This is a genomic window from uncultured Algoriphagus sp. (assembly GCF_963974835.1).
In the GTDB taxonomy this organism is placed as follows: domain Bacteria; phylum Bacteroidota; class Bacteroidia; order Cytophagales; family Cyclobacteriaceae; genus Algoriphagus.
The window spans coordinates 127125-153638 of record NZ_CAXBET010000002.1 but is presented as its reverse complement, the minus strand read 5'-3'; the positions used below and the strand labels follow the sequence as shown (position 1 = coordinate 153638).

At 38.9% G+C, this 26514-nt stretch carries 27 protein-coding genes; 14 read left to right on the top strand and 13 right to left on the bottom strand.

Annotated elements, in window-relative coordinates; all coding sequences use genetic code 11:
• Window positions 1–20: 20 nt before the first annotated feature.
• Window positions 21–1025 carry an aldo/keto reductase gene (locus tag AACZ73_RS06785; protein WP_339876582.1) on the bottom strand — a complete coding sequence of 335 codons (1005 nt, stop codon included), beginning with the start codon at window positions 1023–1025 and terminating at the stop codon, window positions 21–23.
• A 508-nt stretch (window positions 1026–1533) separates the two neighbouring features.
• Here AACZ73_RS06785 and AACZ73_RS06780 point away from each other — a divergent pair.
• The gene (locus tag AACZ73_RS06780) at window positions 1534–2223 is read left to right on the top strand and encodes an HAD family hydrolase (protein WP_339876580.1); all 690 of its coding nucleotides are present in this window, start codon (window positions 1534–1536) and stop codon (window positions 2221–2223) included.
• 202 nt (window positions 2224–2425) lie between these two features.
• Here AACZ73_RS06780 and AACZ73_RS06775 read toward each other — a convergent pair whose 3' ends face one another.
• The 5 genes from AACZ73_RS06775 to AACZ73_RS06755 all read right to left on the bottom strand — a co-directional run bounded on the left by AACZ73_RS06775 (window position 2426) and on the right by AACZ73_RS06755 (window position 8893).
• Window positions 2426–4171, bottom strand: coding sequence for an ABC transporter ATP-binding protein (locus AACZ73_RS06775; RefSeq protein WP_339876578.1), 1746 nt, complete (start codon window positions 4169–4171; stop codon window positions 2426–2428).
• A gap of 105 nt (window positions 4172–4276) precedes the next feature.
• Window positions 4277–5056, bottom strand: a complete 780-nt coding sequence (locus AACZ73_RS06770; RefSeq protein ID WP_339876576.1) for a TIGR03915 family putative DNA repair protein — start codon at window positions 5054–5056, stop codon at window positions 4277–4279.
• Complete coding sequence (locus tag AACZ73_RS06765; protein WP_339876575.1) at window positions 5057–6319, bottom strand: putative DNA modification/repair radical SAM protein; 1263 nt, start codon at window positions 6317–6319, stop codon at window positions 5057–5059.
• 476 nt (window positions 6320–6795) lie between these two features.
• Complete coding sequence (locus tag AACZ73_RS06760; protein WP_339876573.1) at window positions 6796–7191, bottom strand: DUF1573 domain-containing protein; 396 nt, start codon at window positions 7189–7191, stop codon at window positions 6796–6798.
• A gap of 247 nt (window positions 7192–7438) precedes the next feature.
• On the bottom strand, window positions 7439–8893 hold the full coding sequence (locus AACZ73_RS06755) for an AAA family ATPase (RefSeq protein WP_339876571.1): 1455 nt from the start codon (window positions 8891–8893) through the stop codon (window positions 7439–7441).
• A gap of 14 nt (window positions 8894–8907) precedes the next feature.
• Here AACZ73_RS06755 and AACZ73_RS06750 point away from each other — a divergent pair, with 14 nt between their 5' ends.
• From AACZ73_RS06750 to coaD, 4 genes are all read left to right on the top strand, one after another.
• Entirely contained in the window at window positions 8908–9417 is a 510-nt protein-coding gene (locus AACZ73_RS06750; protein WP_339876569.1) for an NUDIX hydrolase, read from the top strand.
• 48 nt (window positions 9418–9465) lie between these two features.
• A complete protein-coding gene (locus tag AACZ73_RS06745; RefSeq protein ID WP_339876567.1) occupies window positions 9466–10047 on the top strand; it encodes a hypothetical protein in 582 nt (193 codons plus the stop codon).
• An 11-nt stretch (window positions 10048–10058) separates the two neighbouring features.
• On the top strand, window positions 10059–10877 hold the full coding sequence (locus AACZ73_RS06740) for a DUF3822 family protein (RefSeq protein ID WP_339876566.1): 819 nt from the start codon (window positions 10059–10061) through the stop codon (window positions 10875–10877).
• A gap of 100 nt (window positions 10878–10977) precedes the next feature.
• Complete coding sequence (gene coaD, locus AACZ73_RS06735) at window positions 10978–11433, top strand: pantetheine-phosphate adenylyltransferase (protein WP_339876564.1); 456 nt, start codon at window positions 10978–10980, stop codon at window positions 11431–11433.
• Here the strand turns inward: coaD and AACZ73_RS06730 are convergent.
• Complete coding sequence (locus tag AACZ73_RS06730; protein WP_339876562.1) at window positions 11421–12107, bottom strand: NUDIX hydrolase; 687 nt, start codon at window positions 12105–12107, stop codon at window positions 11421–11423. The two genes, coaD and AACZ73_RS06730, sit on opposite strands and share 13 nt — an antisense overlap.
• Window positions 12108–12206: 99 nt before the next feature.
• Here AACZ73_RS06730 and pyrE point away from each other — a divergent pair, with 99 nt between their 5' ends.
• Window positions 12207–12851 carry an orotate phosphoribosyltransferase gene (gene pyrE, locus AACZ73_RS06725; RefSeq protein WP_339876560.1) on the top strand — a complete coding sequence of 215 codons (645 nt, stop codon included), beginning with the start codon at window positions 12207–12209 and terminating at the stop codon, window positions 12849–12851.
• 57 nt (window positions 12852–12908) lie between these two features.
• On the opposite strand, the gene AACZ73_RS06720 is transcribed toward pyrE, so the two are convergent.
• The 6 genes from AACZ73_RS06720 to AACZ73_RS06695 form a co-directional block, all read right to left on the bottom strand.
• Complete coding sequence (locus AACZ73_RS06720; protein WP_339876558.1) at window positions 12909–14099, bottom strand: hypothetical protein; 1191 nt, start codon at window positions 14097–14099, stop codon at window positions 12909–12911.
• A gap of 6 nt (window positions 14100–14105) precedes the next feature.
• The gene (locus AACZ73_RS06715) at window positions 14106–14936 is read right to left on the bottom strand and encodes a GMP synthase (protein WP_339876556.1); all 831 of its coding nucleotides are present in this window, start codon (window positions 14934–14936) and stop codon (window positions 14106–14108) included.
• A 42-nt stretch (window positions 14937–14978) separates the two neighbouring features.
• Complete coding sequence (locus AACZ73_RS06710) at window positions 14979–16097, bottom strand: carboxylate-amine ligase (protein WP_339876554.1); 1119 nt, start codon at window positions 16095–16097, stop codon at window positions 14979–14981.
• 24 nt (window positions 16098–16121) lie between these two features.
• Entirely contained in the window at window positions 16122–17078 is a 957-nt protein-coding gene (locus AACZ73_RS06705; protein WP_339876553.1) for a hypothetical protein, read from the bottom strand.
• Between the two features lie 23 nt (window positions 17079–17101).
• The gene (locus tag AACZ73_RS06700) at window positions 17102–17815 is read right to left on the bottom strand and encodes an alpha/beta fold hydrolase (RefSeq protein ID WP_339876552.1); all 714 of its coding nucleotides are present in this window, start codon (window positions 17813–17815) and stop codon (window positions 17102–17104) included.
• A 294-nt stretch (window positions 17816–18109) separates the two neighbouring features.
• The gene (locus tag AACZ73_RS06695; RefSeq protein WP_339876550.1) at window positions 18110–18622 is read right to left on the bottom strand and encodes a gamma carbonic anhydrase family protein; all 513 of its coding nucleotides are present in this window, start codon (window positions 18620–18622) and stop codon (window positions 18110–18112) included.
• 135 nt (window positions 18623–18757) lie between these two features.
• Between AACZ73_RS06695 and AACZ73_RS06690 the strand changes: the two genes are divergently transcribed.
• From AACZ73_RS06690 to secG, 8 genes are all read left to right on the top strand, one after another.
• Window positions 18758–19480, top strand: coding sequence for a YceI family protein (locus AACZ73_RS06690; RefSeq protein WP_339876548.1), 723 nt, complete (start codon window positions 18758–18760; stop codon window positions 19478–19480).
• A 61-nt stretch (window positions 19481–19541) separates the two neighbouring features.
• On the top strand, window positions 19542–20792 hold the full coding sequence (locus AACZ73_RS06685) for an anthranilate synthase component I family protein (protein ID WP_339876546.1): 1251 nt from the start codon (window positions 19542–19544) through the stop codon (window positions 20790–20792).
• Between the two features lie 7 nt (window positions 20793–20799).
• Window positions 20800–21885: a DNA polymerase IV gene (dinB, locus tag AACZ73_RS06680; protein WP_339876973.1), complete on the top strand. Its 1086-nt coding sequence runs from the start codon at window positions 20800–20802 to the stop codon at window positions 21883–21885.
• A gap of 144 nt (window positions 21886–22029) precedes the next feature.
• Window positions 22030–23505, top strand: coding sequence for a tRNA (N6-isopentenyl adenosine(37)-C2)-methylthiotransferase MiaB (gene miaB / locus AACZ73_RS06675; protein WP_339876545.1), 1476 nt, complete (start codon window positions 22030–22032; stop codon window positions 23503–23505).
• Window positions 23505–24794: a sigma-54 dependent transcriptional regulator gene (locus AACZ73_RS06670; RefSeq protein WP_339876543.1), complete on the top strand. Its 1290-nt coding sequence runs from the start codon at window positions 23505–23507 to the stop codon at window positions 24792–24794. The genes miaB and AACZ73_RS06670 overlap by 1 nt, the downstream gene beginning before the upstream one ends.
• On the top strand, window positions 24778–25317 hold the full coding sequence (locus AACZ73_RS06665; protein ID WP_339876541.1) for an LptE family protein: 540 nt from the start codon (window positions 24778–24780) through the stop codon (window positions 25315–25317). Before AACZ73_RS06670 ends, AACZ73_RS06665 begins: the two co-directional genes overlap by 17 nt.
• 31 nt (window positions 25318–25348) lie before the next feature.
• Window positions 25349–26053: a hypothetical protein gene (locus AACZ73_RS06660; RefSeq protein ID WP_339876539.1), complete on the top strand. Its 705-nt coding sequence runs from the start codon at window positions 25349–25351 to the stop codon at window positions 26051–26053.
• Window positions 26054–26065: 12 nt separating this feature from the next.
• Entirely contained in the window at window positions 26066–26434 is a 369-nt protein-coding gene (gene secG / locus AACZ73_RS06655; protein ID WP_339876537.1) for a preprotein translocase subunit SecG, read from the top strand.
• Window positions 26435–26514 lie beyond the last annotated feature (80 nt).

Here is a 26514-nt window from a genome sequence, read left to right as displayed (position 1 = left end):
AATGCAGCCGATTACAAAATTTAGTCTATTAGCCCCATGCTGAATTCATCGTATGGAAGGCCCGTATCGGTTCCCAAAGGAACTATACTTTCCAGCTTTGCCAGGTCCTCTTGACTCAGTTCTACGTCTACAGAAGCTATATTTTGCTCTAGGTATTTCCGACGTTTCGTGCCTGGAATTGGCAAGATATCTCGGCTAATAATCCATGCTAACGCGAGTTGCGATGAGGTAATTCCTTTTTCCTCAGCCATCGTTTCTATTAATTTGACCAACTCAATATTCTTATGAAAATGCTCTTCCTGGAAACGTGGGATTGCTCGACGAAAATCATCTTCCGGCAAATCATTTATACTTCGGATGTTTCCGGATAAAAATCCTCTCCCCAGTGGAGAATAAGCGACAAATCCAATTCCAAGATCTATTAAGGTCTGTAATACACCACGTTCCTCTACAGTACGCTCAAATAAGGAATATTCACTTTGAACTGCCGTGATCGGATGAACGGCATGAGCTCTTTTAATTGTTTCGGATGACACTTCAGAAAGTCCCAAATAGCCGACTTTCCCCTCTTCTACCAGTAAGCTCATCGCCGCAACAGTCTCTTCTATGGGAGTATTCTTGTCCAAACGATGCAAGTAATATAAGTCAATGTAATCTGTATTTAGATTTTTCAGAGATCGCTCTACCGCTTTTTTCACATATTCCTTTTTCCCGTTGATCGCCCAAGTCACTTTGTTATTATCATCTATTTCCCAACCAAATTTAGTAGCAATAAGATACTTATCCCGGCTACCTTCGATCGCCTTTGCTATAAGCTGTTCATTTTTCAGCGGCCCGTACAGATCTGCAGTGTCCAGAAAATTCCCTCCCAGTTCTAAAGATCTATGGATCGTTGCTATCGCTTCCTGTTCATCTGATTTTCCATACATATGGCCTTCTTCAAAGCCAGTCATTCCCATACATCCCAAACCAATTTTCGGAACTATAAGTCCCTGACTTCCCAATGCTATTTTTTTGATATCCATAAATCTTTGTTTTAATGATTATACAAATTTCAGGTAATTCGAACTTCGACATGTAATCAAACCCCCGCATCCTGTATGCAAATCAACGATGATGTCGAGCTTCGAATTTTTAGAAAGAATAATTGAGAGACTCTCAAAGTCTATAATTAATAGAGTTTGTCAAAAAGATAGAATGAATAAGGAATCACATCTCATTAAATCCCAGTTAAATACGATTGCCATACCAACAAAATACCTAGGAAGTTCAGCCCAGTATTGTTTGCCTTTTTTCAGACCCTTATTATTATGAACTAAAACATCATCAAGGGTAAGCTGTTTACTAGAAGTGCTTGCCTGATCATTGATCAGCTGAAGTTCTCATGGTTTATTTTAATTTTGAGCACCATTTTGTACTAATGTGGTAAATCCGTTTACCTGATTGGATCTAAATAAAAGTGACCTAAATATTCACTGGATTATTTTACTCAGTAATACGACCAGTGACGTTTACTAAAATCAAACTACTTAAATGATCAAAATAATAGCATTTGATGCGGACGATACACTTTGGGTGAATGAGCCTTTTTTCCGCGAAGCAGAGGAAGAATTCACCGCGTTAATGGAGAATTTTGTTCCGCAACATACTTCTCTTAAGGAGCTCTACCTTACCGAAGTAAGAAATCTGGAATTGTATGGCTACGGGATAAAAGGCTTTATGCTTTCTATGGTTGAAGCTGCAATGCGTATTTCCGACAATAGAATTTCAATCCAATCAATTGATAGAATCCTGGAAATCGGCAGGGATATGCTGGACAAACCTGTTGAATTGCTTCCCGGCGTAGAAGAGGTTTTAGCAGAACTTCAAAATGATTTCCGTCTAGTATTGGCTACCAAAGGCGATTTGGTAGATCAAGAGCGTAAGCTGAAGAAGTCCGGCTTGGATCATTATTTTCACCATATCGAGATCATGAGCGAAAAGAAAGAGGCAGATTTCACAAAACTGATCCGCCATCTTGACGTAACTCCTGAGGAATTTCTGATGATGGGAAACAGCCTAAAATCAGATGTCCTGCCAGTTTTAGGATTGGGTGGGCACGCCATTCACATCCCTTTTCACATTACCTGGGAGCACGAACGAATAGAACATGAAGTAGTCCACGATAATTTCTACCAAGCAGAGCATATTGCCCAGGTCGTCGAGATAATAAAAGGGATTTGATAAGTTGGACTTTCAATTGCGGATTGAGGATTTGCCGCCTTTCAAAATAAACGTTGATTGATAGGTTCCTTCTATTCAACCCACTTTCGCTTTATCCTTCCGGTAAAACTATTTAGTTTTGGTTATGGTATTAATACTAACAACATAGTACTGGAACATCACATTTCCATACTGATTAATTCTGTGTAAAGATCATAAAAACCTATATTCTCGACTGATAGGTATACAATTGAAAATACCTTCCTTCCAAAGCTATTAATTCATCATGTTGGCCTCGCTCCACGATATTGCCTTTCTCCACAACCAAAATTTGGTCTGCCTGGCGAATCGTACTCAACCGGTGAGCAATCACAAAAGTGGTTCGCCCTTTCATCAATTCTTTCAAACTAGCTTGAATCAATGTCTCTGATTCGGTATCCAAATTGGAAGTAGCTTCATCCAAAATCAAAATTCTAGGATCTGCCAAAATTGCTCTAGCTATCGCAATACGCTGTCTCTGTCCGCCGGAAAGCTTAACCCCTCTTTCACCTATTAAGGTATCCAGGCCATCTTCAAATCTATCCGAGAATTCCTGAACATGCGCAGCTACAACCGCTTTTTGTAAATCTTCCAAACTCGCATCAGGTCTAGGGAAAAGAATGTTTTGTTTGATTGTCCCTTCAAATAAGAAATCATCCTGAAGAACCACACCCAATCTAGAGCGAAATGACTCTAAGGTGATCGTCTGAAGATCGCTACCATCTAATGTAATTTTACCAGAATCTGGATTCAGAAAAGTAGCTGCCAATCCTGCAATGGTGGTTTTTCCGGATCCTGATGTTCCCACCAAAGCGGTCACTGAGCCTGCTGGAGCATGGAAGCTAACTCCTTTGATTACTTCTTTATCCTCCTCGTAAGCGAATGAAACATTCTCAAACTTAATATCTCCCCTAAATTCCTTCAATGCTACCGTTCTGGTGCGATCATCAGCTTCAAGTGGCGTATTCATAATTTCTTCGGTACGATCCAATCCAGCGAAAGCTTCCGTCAATTGACTACCTATGTTAGACATCTGTACAATCGGGGCAATCATAAATCCTAAATAAAGAGTGAAAGCCAAAAAGTCACCAAAGGTCATATCACCTTCCATGATCATATATCCACCTATCCCCATAATTCCTGCAGAGGCCAAACCCAATAGCAAAGCTCCCATGGAGGTGACAAAACTTGTGGCAGTCAAACTCGCTTTTACATTCTGAAAAAGCTCATCTACTCCTTTCGCAAACGTATTTATTTCCTGCTGCTCAGCGTTAAATCCTTTGATCACCCTTATTCCTCCCAGAGTTTCAGTGAGTCGTCCGGTTACCTGGGCATTGATTTTCCCACGCTCTCGGAAAATAGGCCGGATTCTCCCAAAAGCCTTTAAAGAAACCAATCCAAAGATCACCACGGGCAACAGCACATATAATGTCATCATTGGACTGATGCTGATCAAAAGAAACAGTGAAATGACTGCCGTCAAAATCCCTCCTATCATTTGAGCGAAGCCTGTTCCTACCAAATTTCTGACTCCTTCTACATCGGTCATAATTCTGGATACTAGCTCTCCCGTTTTTGCATTGTCGAAGAATCGAATCGGAAGTTTAATGATGTGTGCTTGAACCTGCGATCTAAGTTTAGAAATCAGATTTTGGGCTTCTACACTTAATATTTGTGTTAAAGCATATGATGTGACTGACTGCACCACTATTGCTAAAACCACCCCACCAATCAGCCATTTCAATTTGGTTAAATCGTTGGAAGGAATAACTTCATCAATAAGAATTTTGCTCGCCCCAGGAAGCACAAGACTTGCTAAGCGCGAAATAATGATTAAAAATAGACCTAAAAATAAATGCTTTCTTCTCGGCCAGATAATGGTCTGAAAGACCTGACCCATGGTCACTTTACGCTCTGCTTTTTTAGCCATGAAATAGTTTGTTAGGATTGGAGAACCCAATTATTTCCTACACAGTTCCAAATTTACTGCAACTTAAATGTTGGTTCAGATAGTTAATTTATTGCCGGAATATTTTTATTCCATTTTCTCACTCAAATACTTCCAATATCTTTTTGGAACATGTCGAACATGAAGTTTCATGTTTTTTCTAGACTGGATATTGGTGCTTTTGAAATAATCTTTCCACAGCGTTTGAAATTCCAATTCTTCATCCGCAAAATAAGCTGAAGAAGTTTGGGTAGCATTGAAATCCTCGGGGAGGGATAATTGGATAATGTCTACTCTCTCCAAATCGTAAAAAATACCATAATGACGCTTGAGGTCATAGATAAGCCATTTTTGATCCGCATATCTCTTTTCAAAATGTTTAGAAATAAGCGGTACCACGTTGAAGTCTGGGGATATAGTTGCGAAGTAAAATCCTTCTTTTGTCAATCTAAATCTCACAAAGGCTTCCATTCGGTGTTTTTCCCTACCTACACTTTTTGCTATCTGGGTGACTTTCAAAACATCCTCATTGCTGAAATCCGAATCAATCTGAATTTTACTTTTGAAAACATACTGAATGTACCTTAAAAGTAGATTCTCCACATCTGCTGTTTCACTTAAAAAAGCATAATAAAGGCGGGTCTTTCCAGAGGATGAAGTTTTCTTGGAAATACCTTTCCATACTCGATCTGCTTTTATGGGATCAGTGAATACCTCGCGAGTCTTTCCAAATAAGGACTCTTGGGTGATATCGTTTTTACGGATAGAAACCTGATTTAATTTCAATTCATAGACCTCAAAGATGCAGGTCAAAAACCCATCAAAACTTCCGTCATAAATCAATATTGAATCTTGTACATTAATCATTTACACAAACAAATTCATTTGGGAGCTTAGAATCTTTTGATATTTGCTAGTCGAATTTTGAAGAATAAGTGATTTCAACTGAGGCCCAGTTAAATCCCGACGTTCAAAATCATTGGAGGCACATACAAGAAAATATTTAGCTCTATTCAGTGCCACCCCCATTCGCTGAAGATGTTCCCAGTTCAAACTTCGAAAACGTCTGGCCTGAATGATTTTATGGACAGATTTCATTCCCAAGCCAGGAATTCTTGCAAGCATATTTTTATCGGCTTTATTTACATCTACCGGAAAATGCTCTAAGTTTCTTAATGCCCAACCTAACTTTGGATCTACATCCAAATCAAGATTTGGGTGTTCGTTATTTAAAATCTCTTGGACATTGAATCCATAAAACCGCATCAGCCAATCTGTCTGATATAATCTATTCTCCCGAAGCATCGGCACCTCAGTTCCTATTTGCGGAAGACGATTGTCATAACTAATAGGAATATATCCAGAGTAATACACACGCTTTAGATCAAATTTCTTATAGAAGTAATCTGAGGTCCACATGATCTGCTGATCGCTTTCTCCACTGGCACCAATGATCATTTGAGTACTTTGCCCTGCAGGAGCAAACTTCGGGGTGCTCTTGATAAGTTTCTTTTCTGAATTGTACTGAATGATTTCATTCTGGACTTTGATCATCGGTTTAATGAAATCTTCTCGCTTTTTCTCAGGAGCCAATAATTTCAATCCTTCTTTAGTAGGGATTTCAATATTTACGCTTAATCTATCGGCATAGAGTCCAGCTTCTTTCATTAATTCATCTGAGGCTCCAGGGATAGATTTGAGATGAATGTATCCGTTAAAATTCTCCTCCAGCCTCAACTTTTTAGCTACTGCCACCAATCGTTCCATGGTATAATCAGCGCTCTTAAAAATGCCAGAACTCAAAAAGAGACCTTCGATATAATTTCGACGATAAAAATTTATAGTCAAATCCACTACCTCCTGAACCTGAAACGCTGCCCGCTTAATGTCATTACTTTTCCTTGTTACACAATATGCGCAATCGAAAATGCAGTAATTGGTCAGCAAGATTTTCAATAAGGAAACACAACGACCGTCTTCTGTATAAGAATGACAGATTCCCATACCTGTGGCATCTCCAAGTCCTTTGGTAGTATTACTTCTATTGCTCCCGCTGGATGAGCAGGAAACGTCATATTTAGCCGCGTCTGCAAGTATTTTTAATTTCTCCTGTGTGCGTTCAAAGGACATATTCAGAATTTAACTAAGAAATTTCTTTGGGGTGATTCGCTGAAATATTCACAAATTGGATGAAATCAAAGATTGATTTGGGAATGATTTTATTAAAGTGATTTTATCAAATCAATCTTTATAGCTGCGAATAATCAAAACGATAACCTTGTATTTTTGGTTCTATCGAAAGTAAGTCTTCATTTATTTATTGAAGAAATAAGTTACTGATTACGACATAGAATGTCAGGTTTTAAAAACTTATAAAGACCTAAGTTTCCTAGGTGGAAGAAATGCCTTTTTAAAAATTCAATGAGTAGATGATAGTGATCTTTAGCTCATCTGATAATTTCTCTCTGCTTTTATCCTCTAGAGCAACTTCAAAGCGATATTAAGATTTTGAGTAATTCGGATTCAGATCCACAGATATTTTATGGATAGAAAATAAAAAAGCCTCCTGATTTCTCAGGAGGCTTTACTTGGTGGCTCTAACCGGACTATTTTGATTTTGGAAGAACGTTTGAAATCAGAGATACTTTTTCGATTGGTTCTGAAGCATTGGAGTAAACTCTCACCACAGAATTCTGCTTACCCATTTTTCCGGCTGAATTAAATGACACTTTGATTTCCGAAGTTTTACCCGGAGCAATCGGCTCTTTAGGCCAACTTGTAGCAGTACATCCGCAGGTTACGGCTACATTGGAAATCACTAGTGGTGCAGTACCAGTATTAGTGAGTTCGAAGGTATGGGAAACTTTATCTCCTTGGGTAATATCTCCGAAATCAATTGATTTTTCCTTGAAAGTGATCGCAGCACCACTTTGTTCCTGAGCATTGACATTAAATGCAAATACCAAAGCAAAGAAAGTGAATAGTAATCCTAATTTTTTCATATCCTTTTAATTTATTTTTTCAATTGTAACGTAGTCAGTCCCAACCTTACTCCGGGAGATCATCATTAACCATAATCATATTACTTAATGAAGATTCGCCTTAAGCTTGATTGCAGATCAACTATTGTTTCTTATTCAAATATTCAACATTTTGTATCAACTTCAAAATAACGAAGTTTAAAGATTAAGGATGTCATGAAGTGAAAATACCTTGCCAAAAAACTTATTGGAGTAAGATTAATAAGCACTAGAACTCTTTGTCTTCAATCTCCTTAGGCTTAACAAAAAACTTTGGTGCGAAATTCACAAGGTATAATTCCTCCGTGGCCCTAGTCATGGCTGTATAAAGCCAGCGTGTGAAGTCTTTGTTAACCTGATCTTCAGCCAAGTATCCCTGATCTACAAACACCGCTTTCCACTGCCCACCTTGAGCTTTATGACAGGTGAGCGCATAGGCAAACTTGATTTGCAAGGCATTTAAGAAAGGATCCTTTCTAATCAATTCCTTTCGCTCCACCTTACTTGCAACATCGGCGTAATCTTCAGACACCTGTTGATACAAATTCCTGTATTGCTCTCTTGTCAAAGAAGGGCTGGGAGAATAAAGTGTGTCAAGAATTACCTTGGCCTCGAAATGCGGTTCATCAGGATAATCCAACAGGCGAAGCTCCAGCGTAGCAAATCTGAGTCCGTAAAACTCCTCAAATGATCGAATTTTCATCACCTCTGCCATATCGCCATTTGCCAGGAAGTTCACGCGCTCGGACTCTGCCATGTAGGTATAATTATTTTTCACGATCATGAGTAAGTCTCCTGAGCTGATTTCATCATCAAAAAAATGAATAGTTCTTCGGATATAGAGATTGTATTGGACTGCAGCTTTGTTGGAACGGGTGATGATAGTAGTATTTTCAGTTTCATACTTATCGTAAGCGTATCTTAAACCATCCTCCAACCGCTCCCCTGTCATTTTGAACATATCCTTGAACTGACTTGTGCTGATTTGGATCTCTTGTTTTTCCAGCTGCAATTGATGGCGCAGATTGGTTGCGTTGAATAGAATACCGGATTCCAAACGCTGGCGCATGACTTCTGTCAATTCTATATAATCTGCTTCTAATCGAAAATGTCTTAACAGGTAATCAGCTTCCAGAGCAGGACTAAATTCAGAACCTACAGGAGGAAGCTGCGCGGTATCCCCTACCAAGAGTAGTCTGTTATTTTGCCCATGAAAAACAAAACTGATCAGATCTCCCAACAAATTGCCTGACATGCCACCATCGTCTGCCAGCATGGATGATTCATCTATTATAAATACAGTATCCTTGTAATAATTCTTTTGCAGGATAAATCCCCCTCCCAAACTTCCATCTTCTGCCTTAGGCTTATAAATAATTTTATGAATCGTATATGCAGCACGCCCGCTATAATTACTCATTACTTTTGCAGCACGGCCCGTAGGAGCCAGTAATAGTGAGCGCATGGATAATTTGGGAAGTACTTTCACCAGAGCAGAAATAACAGACGTCTTCCCAGTACCGGCATAACCGCGCAAAACGAAGGTTGGCTTTTTCTCAGGCTCCATCAGTAGGAAATAATCCATCTTAGAAAAAAATGCTGACTGACCGGATGTTGGCTCGAAAGGAAAATATTTGGTAAGTAATCCTGATGGCCTCGGCAATGACTCATTATCTTTACTCATACAAACGAATGTAAATGCCAAAAGACAAAATCAGCAAGGAAATCGAAGCAAAGTTTGGAAATCATCTCAGAACACGGGTTAATGGTATCCTGATTGAAGATAAAAAAATCCTGATGATCAAACATTTAATGGGAAATGGGGAGATTTTATGGTCAGTTCCAGGTGGTGGAATGCATTTTGGACAAAGCGCCGAAGAAAATTTAAAACGAGAGTTTTCCGAAGAAACTGGCCTAGATATAGAAGTAATAGCCTATCTTTTCGTTCACGAATACCTAGCAGCACCACTTCACGCAATGGAACATTTCTTTCGCGTGGAAAAAAAAGGAGGAAATTTGACATTGGGTACGGATCCTGAACTATATCCAGATTCACAAATCATAGAAGAGATAAAGTGGATGGGGATAAATGAAATCCGATCATTGCCTAAAGAAGCCCTTCATCAAATCTTTTGGGGAATAAAATCTCTAGAGGACTTAGTATTGTTGCGAGGATATTTTAATTTTGAAAATAATTCTCTAAAATAGCACGATTTATAACCTTCAACCTTACCCAGATTCTTAAAATTTTAGCAAATGAATTTATCAAAAGTACTATCCTTGGTCTTCTTCGTAGTGGCAATTGGTCTTGGCTACCTTCTCTGGAAAGGTGTTGACGACGTAGTTGAGGACGAAAAAAGAATTGCGCTTGTAGAAGCGGCAATCATCGAGAAATTGCAAATGCTCAGAGATGCTGAGTTGGCATTTCAAGCATCAAACGGAAGATATGCCGAGAACTGGAATGAATTGAAGTCATTTATCCAAAATGGTAAAATCTGGCTTATCCAAAGAAAAGAAACTACTAAAGTTCTGGATTACGGAGCGGAAGAAGTTACTGTTACTTTCGATACTCTTGGATCAGTGCCTGTGATAGATTCCTTGTTCAACGAAAGAAAATATCCTGACTTCAAACTTGATGGTCTTGCTGTAGTTCCAGGATCTGGAGGAAAACAATTCGAATTCTTTGCAGATAAAGTAGAAAGAAATGAATACGAAGTATCTGTATTTGAGATTAGAGATCCTGCTCCAATCAATCCAGCTAGAAGATTAAATAACAACGAAAAAGCCTTAAAAGTAGGTTCAAGAACAGACGCCTCAACTGAAGGTAACTGGAAATAAAACCTCCTATTTTGGAAAGCAATCTTAAAGTATTTAAAAGTGATAAGTTTGATGTGGAAGACACAGCAAGCTTATCACTTTTTTTGTATCCTGATTCCTTGTTCATCTTTGCGAAGGATAAGAATCAGACGAATATATGTATTCACGAATACATGAATTTTGATTGGAATTTGTTAGAACATCTGGTTATTTCAGATCATTTATTGAAAGTCGATGTTCCGGCTATTGTATACCTTCACCAAGCTGATTTTAGTCTGGTTCCTGGTGCTTTGTTTCAACCTGGTCAGGAATCAACCTATTTGTCTTTTGCTGGAGAGCAGAAAGATAATTTAAGCTTTTTTAACACACCATTGGACAGCAATAATCTTCAGGTGCTCTCGTCTATTCCCACTAAGATGAAGAAGTCATTGGAAGCTAGATTTTCCGAATTGGCCTTTCATCACGGAAGCGTATCCTTCCTTTCTTACCTTTTCAAAGAAAGATTTAATCTGATTTCACAAGAGATCTTAATCAGCGTTTTTGGAAATCACATTTATGCCGCAGCATTTTCAAATCAAGAGCTTGCCGCATTCAATATCTTTTCAATTGAAGCAAAAGAGGATATTTTGAAGTATGCGTTGATATTATGCGAGCAATTGAAATTTGATCGGAATCACGTACGCATCAGTATATTTGGTGCAGCTGAGGAAAGTGGAATTTCTGACACATGGGGTAAGGAATACTTCTATAACTTCCGCCTGATGGCCCCACATGCAAACCAAAATTATACACACGGATTCAAGCATTTGAAATCAGAAAATCTATTTGAAACCAATTGGCAATTCGATTAATAAAAAGGAATCGAGTTAATTGGAGCGTCTTGTAGATAACTTATTTCTGATCACTTCCATAGTTTATAAGGATGAACATTAAACACCTAATAACATTCAGATGAAAAAAACAGCCATTTTCCCAGGTTCGTTTGATCCTTATACACTTGGACATCATGACATTGTGATGAGAAGTCTCGATTTATTCGATGAAGTGATTATTGGAATTGGCTATAACTCCACTAAAAAATCCAGATACTTTGAGATAGAAGATATGGTCAAGAAGGTGGAAAGCGTATATGAAAATACACCTGGAGTAAAGGTCATTGTGTACAATGAATTGACCTCCACCCTAGCAAAAAAGCACAATGCCCAGTTTCTTATACGAGGATTGAGAAACACTACAGACTTCGAATATGAGAATACGATAAGTCAAATGAACCGTTATCTAAACGAAGAATTGGAAACAGTCTTTCTCATCACTTCACCGAGATACGCGGCTATCAGCTCCACTATTATCAGAGAAGTACATCGCTTTGGTGGAGATGTGACAGAATTTCTTCCTTACAATGTCTGAGGCTTCAAATGAGTTTTAATATACTGTTTGAAGAGATAACGCATGGATGGATATGAATTGATCAAAGCGATTTTTGCATCCGCTTCATAGAACCATCGGATATCCTCAATACCCTCTTCTTCCTGAGGGGTCATCTGCGAATCATTCAAACAAACCATTTCATACCAATAAGTTTTCTTCAGGATACTTTTTCTATTCTGTGAATAGGTATGCCAAGTATTGCAAATATGCTCTCCAGCTTTCACTTTCACAGCGCATTCCTCCTCTACTTCACGAACTGCACATTGCTTTGGGGTCTCCCCTTTTTCAAATTTTCCTTTAGGAAAATCCCACTTTCCAAGACGGTAGATCAGTAGTATTTTATCTTTTTTTGCTACAATTCCTCCTGCAGCTTTAATCGTGGAAAAGCGGCTTTTAACAAATTTCTTCAAAGCCGCTTTGTCCTTACTCACCAAAGTAATCGAATCCAGATCTTTTAGCTTTCGGGTCCGCAGGATATACAGCAAGCGGATAATCAGATCGTGTGAGGGTTCATGGAAGAGAATATCATCTTTCCAAGGCAAGTTCGCCGGTAATTCATCTAGTTGCTGATACACAGCCTCATAAGACTTTGAGGGATTCAATTCCTCGTAGCTTATCAGATCAAATGGTTTGTCATTCACGAAGATTCTCATGGGTGAATCAAAGGTTTGGCATTGTTGGAATTAATCAAAAGTGCATATTTTTTTTACTTGCTACAACCTTAGCCGAAGTTAATCTCTTATTTTTAGCCCATGGAAATTTTAGATGCTAACGTAGCTGCTGAAGTAGCTGACAAATTATTGGAAATCCAAGCGATTAGATTACAGCCTGAAAAACCTTTCACCTGGGCTTCTGGCTGGAAATCACCTATTTACTGTGACAATAGACTTTCCCTGTCTTTTCCTAAAGTCAGAACAATGATTAAAGAACAGTTAGTGAGAAGCATTCAGCATTATTTTCCAAATGTGGAAGCGATCGCCGGAGTAGCTACAGCAGGAATTCCTCAGGGAGCTTTACTTGCTAATGATCTCGATCTACCTTTCATCTACGTTCGCTCCAAAGCTAAAGGTCACGGAATGGAAAACATGATAGAAGGAAAAGTAGTGCCAGGTCAAAAAGTAGTCGTGGTAGAAGATTTAGTTTCTACAGGAGGTAGCTCTCTTAAGGCAACTCAAGACCTATTGGATGCTGGATTTGAGGTGTTAGGTATGGTGGCCATATTCAGTTATGGATTTGAAGTAGCACAGCAAAATTTTGAGAAAGCAGGTGTGAAACTTGTTTGCCTTAGTCACTACGAAGAAATGCTTCCTATGGCAGTAAGAAGAAAATACATCACAGATGATATGCTGGCATCACTTTCAGAGTGGCGAAAAGACCCTGCGGGTTGGAAACAATAAATGACAAAAAAATGGCAGTGATTTTTCACTGCCATTTTTTGTTTTAAAGCCTCTATACTACTTTTCAAAAAGACCAATTGATCCCCCAACCCAGTCTTTGTCCTTGTTAAATTTCACACCGATCATCTCTCCGCGACTTAGCCTTACCAGATTACCCACCAAGGTTGGCTTCTCATCTTTCTCAGGCCATAAAGCCAGTATTCTTACCTCAACTTTTACTTTGCCATCGGGAGATTGGATTACGGGAGCATAGAAAACCTTTTTCTGAAGTATATACAGATCCTTATCCTTCACGCTTTCTATGTCAGCTTTTTTGACATTGAAAATTACTCCTGAACCCGAAAACGAAAACAGAGGCTTCAATACATAATTTTCCAAATCCTCTGCAATTTCCTCCAATTCACTCAGAAGTTTGGTTTCAATAAAATACTTACCCTGAAGATGAGGTAGAATAAACTTGGAAATTCTTGTGTACCAATTAGGATGTCCTGCCCACTCCACATCCAGATTTTCCTCAAAGCTGAATTGCATCTTCAGATCCTTTCGAAGATTCAATTCATCAAATATGACACGATTATAGATGCGTCGAATTCGCACTTTCTCATTGGATTCATTCAAATAAAAAAGCTGATCCCCCTCCTTTATTATCTCCGTCACACATACAATCGGAATACCCAAGTCCCTTCGGCAGTAATAAAAGTCAATCTTCGTATTCTGCTTTTCCGGTTCTATTTCCAGAAGAATTACTTCCGATTCATCATATCCGCTTAGAATCACCTCCTTCAGCTTATTAAGATACTGCTGTTCATTCAAACCCGATAGATAAGGAGTAAGGTCTGATGTGAAAGGATATTGATTTTGAATCTTCTGAAAAAGATTGAATTGAAAATTAAAAACTGAAGGAAATCCCTGAACCTCTATAAGCTTGGGAATTATCTTACCATTTTCTTCACAGATTCCAAAGTCAATTGCCATAAACTGTGTATGTGCATCTTCGTTAGGAACATCAGTATTCAAATCTATTGCACGCTGTGTAATCGCTTTGAAGTTTGGCTTTCTGACAAAATCACAAACCTCTTCGCAAGCTTCTACCAGTTGTTGTTTTAATTCCTGAGGAATAAAAAAAGGAGTTTCAGCAACTCTGAAAGTCGGTAGGTAATTGAAATCCCCAGCTAAATCTTCTAGAAAAGCTTGGTATTTTCCTGAGGAAAATTCGGCATTGAATTGAGCTCTTCGGGATTCAATCATTTGAAATTAGATAAAGGTGAGCGATCGGGAGGTTTTTATTTTTAAAATAGCTTGCTCTAGAAAGTTAGGAATTAAGGTTTCATTCGTCTTATAGATCTTGTCTTCATCCGTCATATATTCCAGCATTTGCCGAAACTTCGTTTTGCCAATAAGCCCGATGATTTTCTCTTTGACTTCTAATTTTTTTAAATGGATCAAAAAGCTGACTGGATCTGCTTCCGGGTGAAATTGCGTCCCGACCATTTCAGGGGAAAAGCGAATAGCCATAATTGCACGTTCGTATTCAACATGATCGCGAATCTTTTCCATGGCAATAATTTTGGCACCCAAAACTTTAAATTTTTTAAGATCTGGTTGAACCACTTGGTAATCCCTAGAATCTACTGCCCAGAAAGGATTTTCCAGATTCTGAAGTAATTTATCCAACTGCCCATCCGCAGTCTTATGCACAGACATCACTCCAAAAGAAGTAGAATTTCGTTTGGTAATTGATCCTAACCCGAAATGCCTACAGGCCATCTGGAAAGAATGACAAATAAAGAGTATGTACTTTTTATGGTTATGGTTTTGATTCCATATCCAAATCTGATCAAGAAAATCAAAATATTTCAAATCCCAATTACCATCCCCATCCATCGGATTTCCAGGTCCTCCGGTAGATATAAACAGATCAAAATCACGGATTTCAGGAATTTCCGCTTTACCTCTCACGTCAAAGATTTTGTAGCTCAACTGGCTATCAAATCTAGCTACGATATCTTTGATACAACGCATTCCCTGGTTTGGCTCACCATCATACATATCCAAGATAGCCAGGTTCAATTTTTTCTTTCCCACGTTGCCTAATTTAAATTTCGCCCACAAAGGTAATGAAAGCCCTTAAATCCCTTCCGTAAACTTTGAAGTGATCATATCCACAACCTTTTTCAGGTCTTGAGTTTTGTCAAATACTGCCAGCTGCTGATCAGCGCCTGTACCATTCTTAAGGATTTGATGCACGTAGTTTATCTCTTCCCTACTGTCCAGTTCATCCACTACATCATCTACAAAATCCAACAGTTCCATGATCAATTCATGGGTGGGAACTTCTATCTTCCTTCCAAAATCAATAAGTTGCCCTTCAATCCCATTCCGCGCAGCTCGGAACTTATTTTCTCTGATTAATGCAATTCTGTAGATATTAAAGCTGGTATTGCTCAGCAAAAGGCGATACAATTTTGCAACTACCGCTTGTATTAAGGCAACTATGCAACTAGTCTCGTCAACCGTGAGGCACATGTCACATATTCGGAATTCTATCGTGCTGAAAAAGGGATGTATTCTCAGATCCCACCATATTTTCTTAGGATTATCTATACAATTGGTTTTCACCAAGGTCTCTAAATAATTATCATATGACTGAACTGAGTCAAAATATTCCGGTAATCCCGTCCTTGGAAATTTGGCAAAGACCTTTGCTCTGAAAGCTTTAAAACCAGTATTTCTTCCTTCCCAAAAAGGTGAGTTGGTCGTCAGTGCATAAATATGGGGTAAAAAATAGCAAGCTTGGTTCATCAGCTGAAGCGCAACTTCTCTATTGTCAATACCTACATGAACATGTAAACCGAAAATCAGGTTGGATCTTGCAATATCCTTAAGCTCATCGACGATTGTATGGTATCTAGGATCATCGGTAATTTCCTGATCCTGCCATCTAGCAAACGGATGTGTACTGGCAGCGCCTACAAGCAAATCCTGATTTCCGGCCAATTCCGCTATTTTATTTCTTAAGTATGAAACTTCCCTACGAGCCTGTGCGACATTTTCACATACGTTAGTCCCCACTTCTACTACTGACTGGTGCATTTCAGCCTTTACCTGCTCCTTCAGCGTGATTTTTCCTCCCTCCACTATTTTAGACATGTGAGAGCGAAGATCTCTAGTCTCTGGATCTATAATCTGATATTCCTCTTCTACACCAAGGGTAAACTTCGGGAGCTTTTTTAAAATTGAAGCCATGGGGTTATTCGTTAAGCTGAAAAATTAAAACCTCTTTGAACTGCCAACTGCATCTCTCATAAATGTACCCCATGTAAGGTTCATTTTACCTGGCTTTTGAGCTTTTGCATAGCTAATTGCCATTTTAGCAGATTCTTCAACAACCCATTCGAAATTTTCCTGTCCCACAGATTTTATATCCGCGTCCGGAGCCGGATTTCCAAAATCAATAGCATAAGGAATTCCATCTCTCACAGCGAATTCTACCGTATTGAAATCATACCCAAGTCCTTTACATAGACGGATGGTATACTCTTTAACTGTTGCCACCAACTTCTTGGATGCAGGCGGGCCATCCACCACATATCTTAGATGATGAGGATTTCTTGGTTCATAAGGCATTATTTTGACCGCTTTCCCTCCCAGGCAATAGACTCTAAAGTATTCTTCAAAGACAATTTCTTCCTGTAGCATCATTACAAGTTGACCAGTCTCAGGATGAGTTCTGAAAAATTCGTGTTTATCCTCAAGACGGTAAACATTTTTCCACCCTCCCCCAGCGTATGGCTTCATATAAGCCGGAAAACCAACATATTCGAAAATTCCGTCCCAATCCAATGGATGTACAAGGTTTCTGAACGATCTGCCTGTAGTATCATCCGGATGCTTTGAAGAGGGTAAAATCACAGTTTTGGGAAGGGGAACTTGTAGTTGATCTGCTAAGGCATTGTTGAAAAACTTATCATCAGCACTCCACCAAAATGGATTGTTGATAACGGCCGTTCCAGTCAGAGCTGCGTTTTTCAAGTAAGCTCTATAGAAAGGTACATCCTGGGATATCCTATCTATAATAACAGCGTACTCTGATAAGTGATTTTGAATTACTTTATCTATCTGCACAGATTCTGCAATTATTCCTTTTTCTCCTTTTTGATTAACCCGGTCAATAAATGCCTGAGGATACGTATCCTCCATTCCGAAAAGTATTCCTATTTTTTTCATAGCTATCTTGATAATAAGTTGACTTAGTTAAACTTGATTCTGCTGAGGTAATGAGGAAACATCTCTCTCCACACATCCCAATCATGCAGACGATTTTGACGAACATCAAACCAGTGATTTACTCCTTTTGCCCGTAATACCTCATGAAGCTTGATATTGGCATCAAAACAGATATCCCAATTAGATGTCCCTAATACAATATCCATTTTCCAAAGCTCCTGATCATTTAGGCCTGGCAGGTAATCAAGTGGATTATTGTAATAAATATCGTCGTGCTGATAGCCATCCATAAAACTTCGGATATCAAATGCTCCTGACATGCTAAACATGTGACTCACATATCCAGGGTGTCTGAAGGCAAAATTTGCAGCATGATATCCTCCAAAGCTGCAACCTGCCATTACTACTTTTGCTACCGGAGTATTGAGACGAATACGCTCCACCAATTCATGGCAAATCATTTTGTCGTATGCGACATGATGCTGAATCCGCTGGTGTGGATGAATACTTTTATTGTAAAAACTATCTGCATCGTTACTTAGCGGACAATAGATTTTAATTAGGCCTTGCTCTATGTACCATTGTGCAGACTTCACCAGTCCCATATCCCGATTTTCATGAAATGATCCTTTGGAAGTTGGAAAAATCACCACCGGATATCCTGCATGTCCAAACACCAACATTTCCACATCCCGTTGGAGAAAGGGAGAAAACCATTTTAAATACTCTTCTTTCATATATAAAATATCAACTAACTGTGAAAAATCAGAGGTTTTCTCTCACTTTCAAATACTAGTCAAAATTTCCTGAAAAGAAAAGGAAGTGGTATTAGCTTATTGATAAAAAATTTGACTTTATATTATCAAATTCATATCTGGTTGATTAATAAAGACATTCTCTAAAAAAATATTGCCAATGCATTAGATGGAAGAAAATAATTAGGACATAAAAGCAACATGATATTATGACAAGAATGTTACTACTAAATTGGAATATGCAGAAGTGAAATCCAGGTGAATGAAAAATCAATTTCAAGTCTGGAACCAGCTTGCGTACATAGGATAGTTTTTGGCTGTTCTGGTTATAACTGCCTCCATTTCCACACCAATATCTTTCACCTTTCTGGCAGGCATTCCTGCATATATCGAATTTGCCTCCACCACAGTATTGGCCAAAACTACTGCTCCCGCCGCAATCACTGCACCTGAATTAACTATCGCCCCATCCATCACGATTGCTCCCATCCCTATCAATACTCTGTCGTGAATGGTGCAGCCGTGGACTATGGCATTGTGGGCTATTGATACTTGATTGCCGATATAGGTTCCCGCTTTTTGGTAGGTACAATGGATCACTGCGCCATCCTGTATATTGGTATCGTTACCGATTCTGATCTCATTTACATCACCCCTGACCACAGCATTAAACCATACAGTGCAATTTTCACCCATTACCACATCACCTACTATGGTAGCATTTGGTGCCAACCAACAGCTTTGCCCAAAAGCAGGTTTTTTATTCTGAACTTCTATTATTAATGCCATATTTTCAAAATTATCTAGATTCCATTTCTCAAATTTTAATAAATAAAGTTTGACATTTTCTTTTTGATATTGAACTTTTTGACAAATTTTGAGTTTCCGTGTATATACATCTAAATTGAAATCAAACTCACAGCAATGAAAACTATCAAACAATCCGGCTTAATATTAGCTGCAGCACTTATGACTTTTGCTTGTAGCAAACCAGCAGAAACGGTAGAAGCCACTGAAGCTCAAGAAGTAGTAGCATCTGAAGGCACTACATTAACGATGGATCCAGCAGCATCTAAAGTATCCTGGATGGGCTATAAGCCAACTGGCCAACACACCGGAATTATTCCTGCTACCTCAGGTACGGTTACTGTAAACGGTACCGAAGTGACTGGTGGTACTTTCTCATTTGACATTACAGCACTTGAAATCCACGATATGGAAGCTGGTACTGAAATGCATGGCAAACTTCAGACTCACCTTCAATCAGAAGATTTCTTTGATGCGGCTAACCACCCAACTGCTACTTTTGAAATTACTTCTGTAGAGCCATTCACAGCTGATGATGTGATTACTGACGAAGAGCAATTTGCTTCTGACAATACTCCAAAAGCAAACAGCGAACTTGCTCCTGAATCCCCTAATTACTGGGTTAGCGGCAACCTGACTATGAGAGGAACTACAAAAAACATTAAATTCCCAGCTGCAATCAACGTAACTGATGGAGCTGTTACCGCAAAAGCTGGTTTCAACATCGACAGAACTGATTGGGGTCTTTCTTATGGCGACGAAGCTACTGCAGTGGATAAAGCAAAAGACAAATTTGTTTACAACAGTGTAGGTTTGGTATTGGATGTAAAAGCCAATTAATCGTAACAAAACTTATTTAAAAGAGGAATCCTGTTAGAATTCCTCTTTTTTTGTGCCATCAATGAAAAGCTCCTCTTACATCTACCCTATTCCGGAATCTAGATGGATCGAAAAACTATGTCGATGGGCAGATAAGAAGTTTGATTTTTTTGCTTTAACTGACGGAAACGATTACAACTATCCTAATGAGCCATTTAAATTCAGGTTTCTGGCAGGAAACAAAAGTATTACACCAAGCGAACTTTGGGATCCGAATCTGAAAATCACTAAGGTCGGCATAGTGGGATATGATTTCAAAAATAACATTGAGAAACTCTCTAGTAAGAATCCAGAATATTTTAAGCTTCCTGAACTTTGCTTTTTCAAGTCTGAGTTTTCATTGGAATTTCATCAGAATAAGATTCATTCCATGTGTCAATTAACTTCTACTTTTTGGGCGGAGGTAGAAGAATGCGCCATTCCCAACTCAGTAAATACTTATTGTGCGATTTCTGCACAAATCACAAAGGAGAAATACCTAAAAAGCGTCGAAACAATCCAAAATCACATCGTAGAAGGTGACACCTACGAAAGTAACTTTTGCCAATCATACTTTGGTTCATTTGAGGTTTGGGATCCAATTGCCGCTTACTTTCGACTGAAAGAACTTTCTCCCATGCCATTTTCTGCATTGTTCAAAGCCAAATCCCAGTGGCTAATATCTGCTTCACCAGAGCGCTATATCAAAAGAATTGGACGCCAAATCATAGCCCAGCCCATCAAAGGAACAATTAGAAGAGGACGTTCTATTTTAGAGGATGATGTGAATAGAGAAAAATTGGCAAATAGTGAAAAGGAGAAAGCAGAAAACCTTATGATCACCGATTTGATGCGTAACGACCTTTCAAAAGTATCAACAACTGGATCAGTTATCGTCAATGAATTATTTGGAATATATCCCCTACCAAGAATTTTTCAGATGATCAGTACGATCGAATCTGAATTGAAACACGGAATAAGCTTCTCGGACATTATACAAGCAACATTTCCAATGGGTAGTATGACAGGCGCTCCAAAAATAAGTACTATGGAAATTATCGACGAATTGGAGAGTTTTAAGAGAGGTTGGTTTTCAGGGGCTTTTGGAATAATTGAAGAAAATGGAGATTTTGATTTCTCTGTGATCATTCGCAGCATAATTGCTGATCTGGAAGTAAAAAAACTCTATTTTGGAGTGGGCAGTGCTATTACCTACGATGCTGATGCATCACAGGAATATGAGGAATGTGCACTAAAAGCCCAGGCAATTCTAGAAGTGCTCAGTGGAAAATGATCAAAATATATCCTCCCCTACTATACGCAAAATAATCCATGTGGACATGGATGCATTCTACGCATCTGTAGAGCAACTAGATCATCCTGAATGGAGAGGAAAACCACTTGTAGTAGGCGGAAATGCAGCGAGAGGAGTAATATCAGCAGCAAGTTATGAAGCGAGAAAATATGGGGTATATTCCGCAATGCCTTCCGTATTGGCTGCCAGAAAGTGCCCCCAGCTAATTTTTGCACCGGCGAGATTTGATAGGTACAGAGAGATTTCCGGTCAAATTCGTGAAATATTTCATGAATACACAGATTTAGTTGAGCCACTATCGCTGGATGAAGCATTTATGGATGTTACGGAAAACAAAATGGGCCTGAAATCAGCAATTTTGATAGCCAAGCAAATCCGCCAAAAAATTAAGGAACGCACCGGGCTGAATGCTTCTGCAGGAGTTTCCTACAATAAGTTCCTAGCAAAAATTGCATCAGATCTCAATAAACCCAACGGCCAGGCAGTAATCCTACCAGAAGAAGCAGAGGAGTTTCTTGAAAAACTTCCTATTAAAAAGTTCTTTGGAATAGGGAAAGTGACTGCTGAAAAAATGAGTGGGCTGGGAATTCACACGGGTAAAGAACTCAAGCAATTTTCCCTGCAATACCTCACCCGAAAGTTTGGCAAATCAGGTATCCACTACTTCAACATTGTCCGGGGAATTCATCTCTCTGCAGTTCAGCCGGATAGAATCCGTAAATCCCTCAGTGCTGAAAACACATTTGCAAATGACCTATCAGCTACAGAAGATTTACTTCTGGCATTGAAGCCTATAAGTGATGAATTAATCAGGCGAATCAAAAAATCAGGAATTAAAGGGCGTACTATTACACTGAAGATAAAGTTTTCCGACTTCACTCAGCAAACTCGCAGTAAAACACAAGAGCAATATCCCGATGAGGAAAATATCTGGGAAATTGCCAAAGAACTTTTGCTGCAGGAGCCTTTTGAAAATTCAATCCGTTTGTTGGGACTTGGAATATCTAACCTTAATAGTGTGGAAGAGCATCAGCATTTTGGAGAACAGTTGAAAATTCCTTTTGAGGAATAAGACAGTTTGTTAGTCTACACTTTTGGACATTTGATCCCTATTGAAGAGCCTAAAGTTATTTAACAAAATAAAGGAAGAGTCTTTCTGCCATTTTGTCCGCATTTTTGTAATTTCGCCATCCGAAAGAAGGAAAGAAGAAGTTACATGAATAATTTAATTACAGACATTGATATCATCTCAAGTGAAGAAGCACGAGCATGTGACTTCAAAACCACTATAGATGAGGATACTGGTAAGAAAAGAAAGCTTTATATCGAGAGCTACGGATGCGCCATGAATTTCGCAGATTCCGAAGTGGTTGCTTCAATCATGAAAGAAGGGGGTTTTGATACCACCTCAGATTTTTATCAGGCTGACGTGATTTTCCTCAATACTTGTTCAATCCGCGAAAAAGCCGAACAAACCGTGAGGAAACGCTTGTCGGATTTCCAAAGAGCTAAGAGAAGTAAGCCAGAAATGACTATTGGAGTTTTAGGATGTATGGCTGAGCGGCTTAAAGAGAAACTTTTGGAAGAAGAAAAAATAGTGGATATAGTAGTAGGCCCAGATGCTTACAGGGATCTTCCAAATCTACTGTCCATAGCAGAAGATGGACAAAAAGCAGTAAACACATTTCTTTCAAGAGAAGAAACATACGCAGATATCTCTCCTGTCCGTTTGAATTCCAATGGTATTACCGCATTCATTTCAATTATGCGGGGATGTGACAATATGTGTTCTTTCTGTGTAGTGCCTTTTACGCGCGGTAGAGAGAGAAGCCGTGATCCACATTCCATTGTTCGGGAGGCAAAAGATCTTTTCTCAAAAGGTTATAAAGAAGTCACCCTTTTAGGTCAAAATGTTGATAGCTACAAGTGGTCGCCAGAAGAGAACAATAAAGCCAGACTTAATAAAAAGGAACAGGAAGTAAGTACTGTCATCAATTTTGCCAACTTACTGGAAATGGTGGCTTTAGTGGATCCAATGCTTAGGGTAAGATTTTCCACTTCTCATCCTAAAGACATTACAGACGATGTCTTGTATACGATGAAGAAGTACGATAATATTTGCAAATACATCCATTTGCCAGCACAAAGCGGTAATTCCCGCGTGCTGGATATGATGAATAGAACCTATGATAGGGAATGGTACTTGGAGCGTGTAGCTAAAATCAGGGAGATTCTTGGCCAGGAGTGCGGCATTTCGTCTGACATGATTACAGGGTTTTGCAGTGAAACTGAGGAAGAACACCTAGAAACACTTTCCTTGATGGATATCGTACAATTTGATTTTTCTTATATGTTCTTCTATTCAGAAAGACCAGGAACATTAGCCGCAAAAAAATATCCTGATGATATTCCTTTGGAGGTGAAAAAAAGAAGACTTTCTGAAGTCATCAAAAAACAAAGTGAAACATCCCTAAACAGAAATAAGCTTGACTTAGGGAAAGAGCAAATTATCTTGGTTGAAGGTGCTTCGAAGAAATCAGCCGATGATTTTAAAGGTAGAAACTCGGCAAATAAAGTAGTGATTGTTCCTGCTGGTAACTTCTCCGGTGGCGATTATTTAAAAGTGAAAATCACGGATTGCACTCCTGCAACGCTTTTTGGTGAAGTGATTGAAATAAACCCGAAACATTAATGATTGAAAATCCGGAAATACAGAGCGTAAAACAACGCTTCGGTATCATAGGTAACAGTCCACTTCTGAATCATGCGATTCAAGTAGCTATGCAAGCAGCACCTACCGATATGACGGTGCTAATTACAGGCGAAAGCGGAAGTGGTAAAGAAAGTTTCTCAAAGATCATCCATTCACTCAGCCTTCGTAAGCATGGTAAATTCATTGCGATCAACTGTGGAGCTATTCCTGAAGGCACAATAGATTCTGAGCTATTCGGGCACGAGAAGGGATCTTTCACTGGTGCCCATGAAGCAAGAAAAGGATATTTCGAAGTCACTGACGGCGGGTCAATCTTTTTGGATGAGATAGGTGAAATGCCTCTGGGTACTCAGGCTCGACTTCTACGGGTTTTGGAAAATGGAGAATTCATCAAAGTGGGTTCCTCGAAAGTTCTCAAAACGAATGTTAGAGTCATCACTGCTACCAATGTTAAGCTTCTTAATGCCGTAGAAAAAGGCAGGTTTAGAGAAGATCTTTATTATAGGCTCAATACTGTTCCCATTTTTGTACCTCCCCTCAGAGAGCGTGGAGAAGACGTGGTTTTACTATTCAGAAAGTTTACATCAGATTTTTCTGAAAAATATAATGTTCGCCCAATTTCCTTGGATCGGGAAGCACAGGCAGCTTTAATGCGTTATTCTTTCCCCGGCAACATCCGCCAGCTGAAAAATATAGCAGAGCAAATTTCACTTTTGGAAAATGAGCGGGAAGTGGACGCGCATACGCTTTCGAAGTATTTACCTTCGGACAATTCCCGCCTTCCTATGGCTCTTCCTAGCATGTCAAAGGGCAGTGATGCTACTGACTTTTCCGAAAGGGATTTGCTGTATAAAGTTCTTTTTGATATGAAGAAAGACATGAATGAGTTGAAGAAACTCGTCTTGGAATCCTATCAAAATGGCGGGCTAAATCAAAACATCATTCAAAAACATCAGGGGCTTTTCGAAGACATGGACAGCGGATTTACTCCAAAAGAAAGTACGGAATCCAACCCTAGTTACGTTCCTTTAGTAATCGATTCTCAAAAATCCTCATCATCCAAAAATGATAATTATGAAGATGATGCCATAGAAGATATTATCCATGAAGAAGACGACAACTCCCTTTCTCTGGAGAAGAAAGAAAAAGAAATGATTCTCAGAGCTTTGCGCAAGCATAACAATAAAAGGAAATATGCTGCAAGTGACCTAGGAATCTCAGAAAGAACGCTTTACCGTAAGATCAAACAATATGAAATTGACCAATAAGCTTAAAACCATTGCACTTGGCTTGGTCATGATCTTTTTCCAAAGCTGCGCGGTAAGATACAGCTTCACAGGTACCAATATTAATTATGATGAGGTAAGTACTTTCACTGTGGAAAATTTCTTCAATGACTCAGGGGGAGGTCCTGCCAATATTGAGCAGAAATTCACTGAAGCTCTTAAAGAATACTATCAGCGTAATACCCAGCTTGAATTAGTAAGGTCAAATGGGGATTTACAATTTATGGGAGCTATCAGTAGATATACTTTGACCCCACAAGCCGCTGTATCCAGCGGTAATGCCAATCTACCAGACAGAGCAGGTAATATGCGTCTGACAATTAGTGTGGATGTAGAATACATCAATATGACCAACGAAGAGGAAAACCTAAAAAGAAGTTTTTCCTTCTTCAAGGATTACGATCCTAGGACTTCTACTTTTTTGGATGTAGAAGATGAGTTGGTTGAGGAGATTTTTACAAGTATAATTCAGGATATATTTACCAATACTGTTGCAAACTGGTAATTTGCCTATATATAAGCTAAAAAAAACATAAGTGAACGCAGTCCAATTTTTAGATATAGTCCATAAAGCCGATGCATTAGATAGCAGTGAAATAACTCAACTGCAAAAAGTGCTGGAGAATTTTCCCTATTTTCAGATTCCGCATGTGCTGATGGCCCGCTATGAATTTTTACAAAACGGAACTCAAAATATTCCTTCCTTAGGATTTGCTGCAATCACCAGTCCTGATAGAATCTGGCTTAAATCATTTATAGAAAAGCCAAAAGAAAGTATTGATTCTCCTATAATTGAACCATTACAGACAGAGGTATATACGGATGAAAAAATAGATATTTCCCCAAGTTCAGTAGAGAGAGAAGACAAAACCGAAGCTGAAAAGCCGAAGCCTAGGAGGAGAAAACTTCCTAAAGATGATCTGATTGAAACTATTAAGAAGAAGGAGAAAAAAGAAATAGTTGATGAGAAGAAAAAAGAACAAATAGACCTCATCAGGGCTTTTAGTAAAAAGTCAATCAAACTAGCCACGATCAAAGAGATCCAAGCAAACCAAAATACAGAAAATCTCGCTGCCTCAAGTACTAAGATCAATGATAATCTGATTTCAGAATCTTATGCAAAAATTCTAGCCAAACAGGGCAAAACGCAATTAGCTGCGGAAATTTATGAGAAGTTGGTATTGAAGTTTCCGGATAAAAGGACTTACTTTGCGGACTTGATCGAAAAACTGAAAGATTAACACCCACATTATATGTTTACTTTATTAATTACAATTATTCTGATTTTAGCTGTATTGCTAATATTGGTTATCCTAGGACAGAATTCTAAAGGTGGAGCTGGTGCAGCATTTGGAGGCAGTGCTTCTCAGATAATGGGTGTGACCCGAACTGGAAATGTCCTTGAAAAAGCAACCTGGGTTTTGGCTATTTCAATCTTGGTATTATCATTGGCATCCTCAGCTTTTTACACAGGGGCGCAGTCAAATCAATTCTCATCTCCAAATATTGAGAATGCTAAGCAGCAAGTAGTAGCACCATCCTTTGGTGAATCTGAAAACTTGCTTCCTGCAGCTACTGAAGAAACTCCAGCAGAGACTACTGATACTACTTCAGGTAACTAAGCAATAGCTAAAGATATTTTAAAGTCTGCTCTAAGAAGGGCAGACTTTTTTATTTTCAGCTTAGTAAAGTTTGATAAAAA